This window comes from Micromonospora sp. NPDC003197 (assembly GCF_053590565.1).
In genome coordinates this window covers 300,920-314,436 of record NZ_JBSFTE010000001.1, presented here as the reverse complement: position 1 = coordinate 314,436, position 13,517 = coordinate 300,920, and the positions used below count along the sequence as shown (strand labels likewise).

The following is a 13,517-nucleotide window of genomic DNA, read 5'->3' as shown; positions in this document are numbered from 1 at the left end:
AGGCAGCGCTGGATAGCAGGGAGGAACGCGTGTCGGTTCCGATCCCCGACTTCGGCAGCGACCTGTGGAACAAGGTCCGCGATGCGATCCTCTTCGTCACGGGTTGGCCCGACGGCGACGAGGATCGGTTGCGAAGCCTGGGGGCGGACTGGGCTGCGCTGGAACGAACACTAAGGACCCTGCATCAGGATGCTGGCGCTGGTGTGACGCAGGTTCTCGGTGCCTGGGGTGGCGATGTCGGGCCGGCCCTGCTCAAACGGTGGCAGCTGCTCAGCGGTGATGAGGGTGGCCTGGCCGATGTTGCCGAGGTGGCTTCCGCTGCGGCTTCGGCGGCTAACGGCGCTGCGATGAACATCGAATTCGCCAAGCTCAACCTGCAGGCGATGCTCGCCCTCACGATGATGATCATGTATTTGTCGCTCCTGCTCAATCCGGCTGCCGGGGCGGCGGCACAGGCCACGGCGATTACCGCGGGCCGGGCTGCCGGGGCGAGGATCATGGCGGATCTCCTCCGCCGGATGGGTGGCAAGAAGATCGCCGGGGCGGTGGCGGTCCGGGTCACGAGCCGGGCAGCGGTGCCAACGGCCGCGCGGACCCTTCTCCCGCCGTTGACCCAGGTGGTGGTCCGCGACGTCACGTTGTCGACGTTGGGACGGGAGGCGTTGCTGGCGGCCGGAATGATGGGCACGGCCAACCTGGTTGCGCAGTCCATCCAGATCGCCCAGGGAAACCGGCCGGGGCTGGATCTGACGTCGTTGGGGCTCAGCACGTTGACCGGGGCGATCGCTGGCCCGCTGATGGTGACGACCCGAAGCGGGCTGAACAAGTTCCTACCGCCGACGGTGTTGCAGCGTGGTGTGCCGCTTTCCGTCCAGGTGCTGACGACGGCGGCTGCGGGGGCAGTGGCGTTTCCGGTGGCGGGCAGGTTGTCCGCTGGCGTGATTCATGGGGAGTGGCAGCGGCCCCACGGGTCGGAGTTTCTTGCTGCCGCGTTGATGGGTGGTGTCTTCGGGCTGGGGACCGCTGGTGCGGCGCGACTCGGGCAGCCGTTGGCACGGGCAATACGGCTGGTGGGCGTGGCCGAGAAGCTTCCGTTTCGGATGCCGGAGCCGGTGCGGGGGGTTGGTCCGGAGCTTCCGGCGGGGGTGACGCCGAAGTATGTCGGGGTGACCGCGAATGGGCGGGTCGTGTCTGTCACACCGCCGCCCGAGGCGCCACCGATGGCTGGCCGGTCCGCTGACGGGACGTGGTCGACGTCCGGGGCAGCGGGCCGCGGGACTGGTGGTGGCCCGACTGGTGGTGGCGGCCCGACTGGTGGTGGCCCGACGGGTGGCGGTACCGGCGGTAGTGGCTCGCTGGTGCGGACCGGGAATGGTGCGGCGGCGGGTGAGGGGCCGGCGGGGCCGATGCGGGGGGATGGCCGGGCATCCGCTCCCCTCGTGCCGAGGCCGCCAGGACCCACGGGGCCATCGGGGCCGCCTGGCCCGCTTGGTCCGCCTGCTCTACCTGGTCCGGCTGCCCTGTCTGCTCCGCCTGGTCCGTCTGCTCCGCCTGCTCCGCCTGGTCCGGTTGCCCCGGCTGGTCCGCCTGGTCCGCCTGGTCCGCCTGGTCCGCCTGGTCCGCCTGGTCCGCCTGGTCCGCCTGGTCCGCCTGGGTCACCCTCGACGAACGGGTCGGGCGGGTCGACGGTGGTGTCGGGCGGCATGGAGAGCCGACCACCTGCTGGTGGCGGTAGGCCGGCCGGACCGGAGGCCCAACCTGTCGAGTCTGGTCGGGGGACGGTGGGACGTGACGTTGCCGGTCAGGGGCCAAGCCCGTATCCCGGCGGGGGACGTGGTGGTGACCGACCTCCCGAGGTGACTCCCGACGGAACAGGTCCACGCCCCGGCGGGGAGAACGGCCGACCAGTGGGCGACGGTGAATCAGCAGGCCCGGCCGGTCCGCTCGACCGTGGCCCAGAGCCGACCCGAGATGGGGCCGAGCCGGTGCCTGGTGACGGCACAGGTCCAAAGCCGGGACCGGAGCCTGTGCCGCGTACCGAGCCAGCCGACAGCGCTGGCCCGAATGGAGGGCCGGGGCGCGGCGGGAACCCCACGTTCGCCCCCACCGCAGAGCGCCCGCCGCCAGCCGATGCCCCCTTCCTGACGTTGGACGAACTCCTCTCCCGAATGTTCGTGGAGCAGGCCGCATCCGGTGGCACGGTCGTGGTCCTGCACTCTGCGAGCAGCCCGCCCACGCCCGAGACAATCCAGGCCGCACGGCAGATCCAGGTGTCGACCGGTGAGGTGGTCGTGCTCGGCCATGCGACCAACGGCCGAGTCTTTGTGGACGAGGGCTGGGTCGACCCGGGCATCCTGCTCGCTGGGTTCCTCAAGCACGGCATCCCGGCCCCGTCCAACGGGTTCGTCCTCGCGATCTGCGAAGGGCTCACCGATGACGACGAGTCGTTCGCGGCACAGTTCAGCGAACTGGTGTACGCGCCGGTGGTGGCGAGCCGTGGCCCGGTCTGGTTCAACCCGCGTACCAGCCAGGTCGTTGCCGTGCCGGCGGTGGTCCTGCCTGACGGCAGCCTTCGGCCGAACATGCCTGCGGATTCGCCACCGTCGAGCACCTTCGAGACGGTCGGCCCGCCCTCGCCGCACTTCCCGGATGTCACCAGTGACCCGGCCCAGCACCTCAGTCGGCCTGCCTCCGACTATGACCTGGACGCCCCAGCGCAGCACATCGACACCTGGGAGATGCTGGGCGCCGGTCAGCCGCCGCACGGGCCACCGTCACCAGGAAATCCGGCGGCCCAGGCGGCGGCCCAGATTTCCCAGGCGGGCGAGGCACGTCTTGGCGGGTTGACCGACGCGCTGAACGAACTCGGCCTGCCGCCCGACACGATCGCTCCGCCGGCGCGCCGCAGCCCGACCGACCCGGGCTGGCTACGGCTGGCCGAGGTGCTGACCGACCCGCCGGCTGGTAGCCCGCACACTCCCGAGGAAACCGCCGCGATGCTCGATGCGGCGGCGCACTTCCTCTACCTGGCCGGCCAGGATCCGGCCATGCCGTTCGACCCCGGGACGGTGGCTGAAATCTACCGGTATGCGCGTGAGCGGCTCGACGAGCTGGGCATGCCGGCGCTGGAGGCCACCCCGGCTACCCAGGGCACGCCGGCCGGGCCGCCCCGGCTACCGGCCGACACGAGGCAACTGCTGTTTGCCGAACTCGCGGCGCAGTTCGGCCTGCTGCCGAGTGGGTTCATACCCGGGAGTGTCGACCTCGCGACCACCGCAGAGCAGACGCAGGACACTCTGCTGCAGGAGCGGGCCGCGTACGACGCGGTCCACAGTGAACCGCCGGCCGGTTGGTCCGATCCGCACCAGTACGGCCGTTCCTGGGGAGAACGGGGGCAGGTCGAGTCGATCGGTGGCCTGCGCCTCGAAGGCGGAACCAACGAGGCCAGGGTCGCCGAAGAGATCGCCGGTTCCATTCAGCTGAACTTGCCGGGACAGCCCACCCCACCGACCACCGAGCAACAGCGGCACATCGACCAACAGGTCCAGAACGGCATCCTCGACCTCTTCGACCGCCTCGGCAGCCGAGCGGCAGGCCGGCAGTTGGTCAGCGAGAACGGCGTACGGCTGCACCTCACCGACGGCCAGGGGAACAGCCATGAGGTAATGCTGCGCCTGGACCTGAGCGCCGCGACGATCCAGTGGCGGCATGCTGGCGAAGTCGAGGCAGAACTGTCCGGGTACGGACGGACAGCGGCCGGTCAGTCGACCCCGGGGGCCGGGCACGGGCAGGGGCATGGCACACCGGCCGACCAGACGCACGAGAATCACCTGGTCCAGAACACCGGCTATTCGAGGACGACCGGGCTCAACGCTCCGTTGGGTGGGTCGATCGGAGTCGTCGGAGGCAAGCTGACCCTGGGCGGGTTGACCAGCACCTCCGCCGGTCAGGTGACGGTGCGGGTGATGAGCGCCATGCGGCAGGTCGGCCGCAGCGGGGAGCGCGCCTATTTCGATCTCAAGGGTGCGCAGTGGCAGATCCAGGTCAGTTCACCAGGTGGTGCCGCGTCGACACCGACGAGCCACCCCGCGCCGAATCTGACCATCTCGTTTCCGATCGAGACCACCCGGCGCAGCGATGCAGCTGTCGAACCTGCACAGCCCGACATCGTTCTTCCGGCGAATCCCGCTCCGCAGCAACGGGAACAGACCCGCGTGGCGCTTGGCGCAGTCTTTACCGTGCCCGAGTCGATCTCCGGGCTGACTGCTCTGGCGCAGCGGGTGCTCAGCCTGTTTCCGGGGGCCACAGAGCAGTTCAAGCGACAGGTCGAGGAGGCGCTTTCCGAATCGGCCATGCTCCGGCGTTACTCGAGTCTGACCAGCAGCGGTGCCCCGACGGGGTTCCTGGAACCGACACCCGGCCACTGGCTCGGCATGGTCGTGCGCAGCGACGTGACGAAGGTGCGGCGGGTAGGCACATTGGGCAAGCAGGAATTCAAGATCGAGAGCCGACGCGGCCAGCAGTACGCGTCCAACTTCGGCGGCGGTGCCGGAGCCAAGGCGTCCATTGGTTTGGACAGCAAGTTAGGCCCGGACTCGTGGCGGGCGAAGATCAAGGCGCAGGGTGCCGGCTCGGTACAGCACAACAGATCCGATTCGGCGACCACCAGTGTCGGTGGCGGTGAGTGGCGTGCCCTCGGCTACCAGGACGACACCGTCGTCTTCGAGGTGACGGTGGACCTCAGCGCCGAACTGGCCTCGGATGTCGCTGGGCTGCCGGCGAGCGTGTCAGAAACGGGCACGGTGATCCTGCACGTGCCGCAGCGCGAGGCGGACCGCTTCGAGGCGCGGATGCGGGCCCTCCGGGACGGCACCGTACCGACGGTGCAGCGGGACGGGCCGGTACCCCTGGTCCCGTACCAGCCGCCCCGGGCGGTGGTCGCTGGGCAGGGGATCGGCACCGGAGCCCTGGACCGATTGGCCGGTGCCGAGGCAGTCGTCGATCGGGTCATCGCCCTGCTCCAGGATATGACGAACAACCCGCACCTGGCCGGGTACACCGCACGCGAGCTGCACCAGCTTCGCCTGGAGTTGGATGCGCTCCTGTCGACCGAAACCATGATCGCGCACCAGGTCGACCTGTTCCGGCCCGATCCGGGGGCGGACGTCACTGCCGCGACCCCCGGATCGGACGAGCCGTTCCTCGGCGGTCTACGGTTCTTCTCCACCCGCGAAGTCCCCGGTGGACAGCAGACGGTGGAGGTGCGGGTGCTGCCGGCCCGTAAGGGACCGGCACAGCTCAGCGAGCTGGACAAGGCCACAGTCAGTGTGGTGCCGACCTCGTTCACCGACATGGCGAACGACCGTGGCGTCACCGCCTCGGCGAGCGCCGGCGGTGGGGGGGAATTCACCCTGCCGGTTACCTGGAAAGGTCAAACGCTGACTTTCGGGGGTATGGGCAACCGGACGTGGAACTGGTCGGCCAACTCGGTGGCCGCCCGGTTCAACTTCGCCACCCGGGGCGCGGCGTACGAGGGTCCAGCCGTCACCTTCGACTGGGGCGTGGACCTCGTCGTGGACGTCCGGGTCCGGTTCGAGCCGAAGCTCGGCAACTTGGGGCGTGGTGACCGGGTACGGCGACTCGTTTCCCGGACCCACCGCCCAACGCTCGCCAACCGGACGGTGGTGGGGCGAACGGTGATCGAGGGCGGCATGATGCGGGTCGTCGTACCCAAGGGCCTGGTGCCGCTCGGGTCGCCGCCGCAGCCCGCCACGCCCCTGGGGAGCGCCACCCCACTGACCCCCGCGACCCAGCCGTTGCCGGCCAAGCCGCCGAGGAAACACCGGCCATTGCTGGTCCCGCCGGACCGGGCGCATCAGCTCGGGGCACCGGAGCCAATCACCGAGCAGGACATACCGACCGAGCTGTACGGCGGGGCGGAGCTGGAGAAGAACCTCGCCCAAATGCTCACCGACGCGGGGATCTCTCCCGCGTTGGCTTGGGAAGCGGCTCGGATGATCTCGGCCGCCGACCAGCAGATCTCCCACCTGCTTCGCGCGCCGGACGGCAGGTTGACGTTCGAGGTGCGCGAGCCGCACCGGGTGGCGCGGGTGCACATCCGGCTGACCACGCACGACCTGCGTCCCACCGGCGGACAGGTCCCGCTGAGCCGATTGGAGATTGTCGAGGCCAACCCGAAGTTCGAACACACCAAGAGCACCGGTCGGTCCCATTCTGTACCGGTAAACAGTCGCCTCAACGAGGTTCCGGCCGGCACCGAACTTGTCGCGCTGCCGGACGGGACCGGCACCTGGTCGAGTGGACGATCGGAGAAGAACCAACACCGCCTCCAGAGCACCAGCGGCCGGTGGTTGCCCTATCCGGCGAGCCCGCACGTCGAGCATTCGGCACACCTGCTCTACGAGTTGACCGTCGAGTCGGTGAAGGCAGGACCCCGAGCGCAGGCGAGTGCCATCCCGAAGATCGACGTCCGGTACCTGCTCGTCGAGGATGCCCTCATCCTCCAGCGGGAGACCCCCGGCGCACCGGTCCGGCGCGCCTCGGTCCCACAGAAGTTGCCCCCCGGCGAGATTCCGCGGCTCGCCACCACGGAACGCTTCGTCTGGGATCCCGCCCAGCCTCAGCCACCCGACGGGCTCAATCCCGTACAGCAGAAGGTGCGGGAGTTGCTCAAGGCCAAGGCGCCCTGGGCGTTGCGGGCCCACTGGGTCCCGGTCGCGACGACCGGACCCGGCGGGTACGTCCTGGCGGAACGGACGGCGCTGCCGGCGAACCTGGACACCATCCTCGCCGCCGGTTCGCTCAGCGGCGATCCGCATCTGTTGTACGGCAGCGGGGTGGTGTTGCAGAGCGTGGGACCGGGCCTGATCGGCGACCGGCAGGTGCACATCGTGCTTCGGGCCGAGCGGATCGGCGAATACGCCTACCAGGACACGATCCCGGACATGTCGACCGGCCACTTCGTTACCGGGTTCGCCAAACGGCCACGGCAGCACGCAACGTCGGCAGGTTTCAGTCATCAGTCCGGCACCGGCGACAAGCACGGCTTTCCGAAGGAATTCCTCCTGGCCGACGCGAGTGGGCGGGTGACCGGCACCCACAGCATCGGACGCAGCGCGACCACCGGTGAGGTGTCGACCCGTGCCCGCCGCGACACGTTACGGGTGGCCGACGACGCGCACCGCTACACCGGGCCGATGCGGATCACCATCGACGTAGTGCCGGCACGGGAGTGGAAGGTGTGGGCCAAGGCGCTCGGCCTCGGCCTGCCCGGGGTGGTACGCCGACCAGCGGGGTGGCCCGCCGCGCCGGACCCGGCGGGGAGCGGCTTCGTGGACCTGCGGGAGCAGGTGCTCATTCCCAACTCGACCATGTCGGACGGTCAGCGGCCCCCGAGACCCGTCGGCCCGTTGGTGCAGGTCGAGCCGCTCGCCTCCATGGCGGAGACCCTGCGGGCCCAGCCGGACGCCGTGCCGTTCATCCTGACCGGGCAGGAGGTCGACGCTCGGCGGGTGCTGCTCGCTGCCATCGCCCCGGACATCATCCGAGGCGTCTTCGACCAGGTGGTCGACACGGTGTCCCGACGGAACCCCCATCAGGCCGGGCGTGTCAAGCGGGCCGTCACCCAACTTTTCGCGCCGGGTGGTCTGCCCATCGACAACCTGCGCTCGGTGCTCTCCTACCCGACGTTGGTGCGCTACTTCGCCGAGGCGGTGGAGCCGCAGGGGTTCCAGGCACCCGGGATGAACCGGCCGGGCGGACTGGTGTTCCAGCTTGCCGGCGGAGTCACCGTCCGGATGGAGTTGTTCAACGTACGGCCGCAGAGCTGGCTGCCGGCATACCTCTACTCGGAGAGCTTTCACCCGAACGAGGCGCAGGCGGGCCGCACCGACAACCGCTCGGTCAGCGGTGGCCTGGGCGGTGCCGGGACCCGGCCGGTCGGCGACCGGGACGCCGAACCGGGCACGTGGGCCCAACAATCCGCGACGGCGGAGCCTGCGGTGAGTTACGGCGGCACCCGCTCGCTCGGTGCGACCGGTGTGGTCAAACACGTCAGCGGCGTGTTCGGCGATCGCAAGACGGCCTATCTGCGGGCGGAGGCCGGATTGCTCATCGAGGTCACGGTGAGCGGCCAGCGGGTACTTGGTGCGCGAACCCCCACTGATCCGTCCGAGTTGCGGGTCGTATTCCGCGCTGACAACGCTGGTGAGCTGCTCATCGACCCGGAGACCGTACTTCTCCGGCAGCACGATCTGCGGTGGGGCAGCGGTGTGCTCCTTACCCAAGGTATCCCGCTGACCGGTACCGTCGATCCGCCCGCGAACCAGCGGGTGGCCACCGGTGGCCGGTACTTCCCGGCGCATGACGGCACCGTGGACGGTTATCACAGTGCCAACGCCTTGCCTCGGTTCGTCAACACCTACACCGTCGCGGGCCACTACGACCGGGCCGCCGATTCGATGCAGGTCGGCGATACGGTGCTGGACCCGCGCGCCTTTGCCGAGTTGCTTATCCGGTCCCCCGACTTCCGACCCGTGGTGGCGGGCACCCGGGCCAAACAGGGGGCGGTGGTGGTGCTGGTCGTTGGCGGTGCCGCCGACCCGACCGTCTCGCCAACCGGCCGCTCGTACGCCGAACGGCTGGCTGCGGAGTTGCAGGATCTGCTCGGCAAACCGATCCGGGTGCTCGGTACCGCGGACAGTGTGGTGCAGACCGACATCGCGCAGGACGGCATCTCGCAGCAGCGTACCGGGCAGGCGTTTGCGGCACGCGTGCCAATGGGCGAGTCCGGCGCGCCGTTGCTCGACGGCATGCAACTCGGCACCTGGACGATGTACGCGGCCGAGGCCGGTGGCGGAGTCGGCCAGCAGACCCTGGGTGCGGACCTGGCCAGGGTGCTGAAGGAGACCTTCCGTAACCGTTTTTCGCAGCTTGAGGTCTACCGGGGCATCCGCCCACCGGCCGGGGGGCAGGTATGGGCACCGATCAACCCGACGACCGGCGGCCAGCCCACGGCAACGAGCACCCAGACGTGGACCAGCGACCAGCTCAAGCCGTACCTGGAGCGGATCTTCAGAGCCGACGGCACCGAGATCGTCTGGGTGCGCTCGTTGGCTGATGCGGCCAACCCCACCCTGCGGGCCGCCGTGTCCCAGACAAAGGTGCCGGCGGGGCAGGTCGGCGTGGTCATGCACGGTACGGGCGGTCGGGCGTTCGTCGACGGCGGCTGGGTGGAGCCGACCGTGCTGGCCGAGGTGCTTACCGACGCCGGGGTTACCGCCCCCGAGGGATTCACCCTGCTGGTCTGCGAGGCACTGGTCGGTGGAGCCAACTCGTTCGGAGAGAAGTTCCAGCAGGCCACTGGGCGGGCGGTGCAGGCGTCGCGGCATCCGGTCTGGCTGGGCCGCAACGGATCGGTCATCGCAGCGGCGGCAGCGATGAGCGATGGCCAGTTCCGGCCGCTGTTCACCGGGTACGGACAGCCGACCGGTGCGTTCGAGACCGTCCTGCCGTACGGGGTGTCACCCGCACCAGCCCGGCCGATGTACGAGCCGGACGACGTGATCGTGGCGCAGGACTGGTATCGGATGGGCGGCGGGGGAGAGCCCGAACAGCCCCCGGTCGGGGCTGATCCACCCGGAGGCCGCCCGGCCGAGGGCGCAACGACACGATCAGCGCCACCGGACGGCATGCTCTCGCCCGAAGCCCTGACGGAGATCTTCCAGACCCGGGTCGCCCCACAGTTGTCCGCCGGGCCACCCCGGGAGGCACCCACGGTGGTCATCACCCTGGGCCGCCCGGCGGGCGAACCCTCCGTGTTCGAGCCCCTTGTCGAGGACCGGTTCGGCGGGTCGGGGGCGGCAGTGGTCAATCCGTACCGGTTGCTGCCGCATCATCCCGACCATGCGACCGGGTCGGCGGGAGAAGGCGACCGTACGGCCGCCGATCGGTTGGGCCCGGACATCTCGGCGTGGGCGGAAATGGCCGACCGGCTGATCATCGAGCAGCGAGTGGACGCCGTGCGCCATGTCCCGTCAGCCGGCTACGAGGAGACCATGGCGGCGATCGACCACTACCGCGACGCGGGCTACCGGGTCGAGGTGACGGCGATGTCGGTGCCCAGCCTGTTGCACACCCTGGAACACCTCGAACGATGGTTGCCGGCGCTACGCGAGGGGGAGCACCTGCCGGATGTCGACGCCGAGGGGGAGCGGCTGATCGAGGTGTTCGCCCAGTTGGACGCGGCAGATCCCGGCCACTCCGGGGCCGTGGACGCGATCCAGTTGCTCGGCAGCGACGGGACGAAGCTCTACCACAACTCGCGGGATCCGGACGGCGGGTGGCAGTCGGATCCCGAGTCGGAAGCGATCGTCGACATCCATGAGATCAGCATCGAAGACTGGACTGAGCAGGAACGAGACCGCTTCCGGTCCATGGTGGTCCGACTGGCGGACGAAGTGGTTGGCCTACCGGAGGCGGGTAGCAGCCTCGCCGACACGGTCCGGATCTGGATGGACTGGCTGGCCGATAGCTCGGAGGGCCACCCCACCCCACCGGCTGCTGCCCCGACCCTGGTGCGGACCACGTATTCCGGTGGATTCATGCCGTACCCCGACCCGGACCGGATCCAGCAGGAAGCCCTCGCACGGCGGGCCGAAGCCGTGGCGATCGCCCTGCCAGGGGCAGAGGTGACCTTGGAACCGGAGTCCATGTGGGTGCGCCACGAGGGTCTGACCGCACGGATCTGGTTCCGGAGCGCCGATTTCGGCGACGACGTTGGGACACCGCCGGCTGTGGCCGGGGTGCCCCGCTATCCGCCAGCACCCGGGGTGCCGTTCTCCGTGCTCGTCACGGTCGCGTCGCGCCTGCCTGTCGGCCATGTGCGGGAGGCCATCGCGAGGGAGATCGGCGAACTGTTCCGTCTCGCTCACCAACCGACCCAGCTGGAGCGGCGCGTGCGTACCGTGTTCGTCGACTCCCGAGCCGTGCTCGAGACGACCGGCGAGCCGGTTGCGGACGACATGCTGGCCGGTGATGCGCGCGTGGGGCAGGATTTGGCCGCGCGGATCGACGATGCCGCTGCCCGACTGGCGGGTGCCGGGCTCGATCCGTTTGCCACCGGATCGGGCCAGCGTCTGATCGAAGCGCCGCGGGTGCTGCCGCTGATCACGGCTCTGCAGTACGCCGGTGCGGTGCTGGTGGAGGGGGGACTGCTGTTGCCCACGGACCGGACGGCGGACACGTTTTCCGTTGTCGCCCGGCGGTTGCTGATGCGGAATGCGGTCGGTCCGGACTGGCGCGGGGACTATCTGCTGGCCGTCTTCGATGATCCGGTTGGCGTCTTCGGCCCGGGGTGGCGCTCGGCGGTGGTGGACCGGGTGGTCGAGCAGCAGGCCCGGCCGGCGGCCGAGGGGGCGGCCGGAGCGGTGCTGGCGTGGGTCGACCTCGCCACCACCGCGTTGCGTACGCCGGGTCTGTCCGAGTCGCAGCGGGTCGAACTCGCCGACGGCGTCACGGCGGGTGCCGCCCTGTTCGCCGGACAGCTGTCTCGGGACGCGGCGGATCAACTGGCGGCGGCGGTACGCCAGCTACGCGACCTGGTGCCGGCGGCCGGGGACGCCGCCCCGTCGGCGGTACCGGCGTCGCCGCTGCCGGTACGGCTGCATGTCGACCGGCCGGACCTGACGGGATTCACACGGGAGTCGCGTTCACCGATCGCGTACCGTCCGCCGGTGGGCCTCGACGGACACACCCTGCCGCTGTTTGTTGGTCAGCCGCGACGTCATCAGGCCAACCAGGGAGAACTCAACGACTGTGGTGTGGTCGCCCTGCTGGGAGCGCTGGCAGCGTACCTACCCGAGGTGTTGCCCGGGTTGATTCAGGAGCGCCTGGACGGTGGCTACACCGTGCGGCTGCATGAGGCGACCGTGACCGGAAGCGTGACCTGGCCGACCGGCCGGCTCATCGAGCTGACTGTTTCGGCGGACCTGCCGTCGTATACGGCCTGGTACGACCCGTCTCCGGCTGGTGCTGATCTCAGACGGTCCGCAGGGCAGGCGTTCGCGCTGGATGCCTCGGGTGCCACCATCTGGGCAGCGCTACTGGAGAAGGCGGCGTCTGGTCTCGACATATTCGGTGCGCCCGGCGACTCGGGCTACGAAGGGCATCGACATGGTCATGGCGGCTTGGAGCAGGCGCTCTTCCTGACCATGCTCACCGGCCGCCCCGCGGAGATGGTGAGGTTTACCAACGACGCTGCGGAGGAGGTGTCGATCCGGTGGCGGGCACACCTTGACGCCGGGCGGCCCGTGATCACAAGTACTCGGGAGATGGCCGCCGGTGAGGTTCCCCCATACGGGCTTGTCGGGAACCACGCCTACGAGGTGGTCGCGGTCGCGGGCGGGGAGGTGGTGCTGCGTAACCCCTGGGGATACCAGCACGGACGGGTGCCGGTGACGGAAGTGGCCGACCTGTTCCAGCGGTGGTACGTGACCCAGATGGCGAACGACCCGCAGGCACCGGCCATATCGGCCGGCGTTGCCACCACGGACCTGCTGCCGCCGACCGCCAGCCAGGCGATCTTCGAGCATCAGATCGTGCCGAGTGTGCTGGCCGGTGTGGAGCCGCCGGACCGTACCCCGTCGGTGCTTCTGGTGGTCGCCCCGGCCGGAGCGGATGACCCGTACTTCACCAGAAAGCTGGCGCTCGCGAGTGGCATCGAAGACCACCTGATGATCGACGCCAACGAATTCCATGCCTACCACCCCGACTACGAACTGCTGGCCCGCACCGACGACCGTACGGCTGCCAGTCGAGTTCACGGAGACACTCAGCGCTGGGCGGACCTGGCTGACGGGTACGCGATCGAGCAGCGCGTCGATGTCATCCGGCAGGCCGTCCTGGCTGATCCCCAGGCTGCGACAGTCTTGATCGAACGGTACCGTCAGGCCGGATACGACATGGAGCTTGCCGTTGTCGTCACGCCCGAGCCGATCAACCGGCTGAAGATGCTCGATCGCTACCTTCGGGAGCGCGCGCTGCTGAACTACGGCCGGTACGTGCCTACCGACCGGCTGCGTGGCGATCACGAAGGGCTGCTGGCCAGCCTTGCGATGATCGATGCCGTGGCGGCGGGCGAACCGGGAGCGATCAAGACGGTGACGGCCTATACCTGGGACGGCCGCCTGCTCTACGACAATCAACGTGGTGAGGACGGGCAGTGGCACGTCGATCCGATCAGTCGGGAAATTGTGGATGGTCACCACGGCGCGCCGTGGAGCGCGCAGCAGGCAGAGAAGTTTCTGAGCGATCTGGCCCGGCTGGCGCAACGGGTCCCGGAGGATCTGTGGCCGGACGTGTTGGCGACGCTGGATTCGGCCGTGGATGCCGGATTGCTGCCGCCGGGGATTTCCCTGCCGCCCGTGCTCCAATCCCGGACAAGGACCGATCGTGACAGCGGTAACTGACCGGTCGCCGCATGGAGACGAGGTGCGCTG

General features: G+C 69.5%; 1 protein-coding gene. It reads left to right on the top strand.

Going from position 1 to position 13,517, the window contains the following annotated elements:
- The first annotated feature begins 29 nt into the window (after positions 1 to 29).
- Positions 30 to 13,487, top strand: a complete 13,458-nt coding sequence (locus tag ACWDV4_RS01415) for a zeta toxin family protein (RefSeq protein WP_449973916.1) — start codon at positions 30 to 32, stop codon at positions 13,485 to 13,487.
- The last annotated feature ends 30 nt before the right edge of the window (positions 13,488 to 13,517 follow it).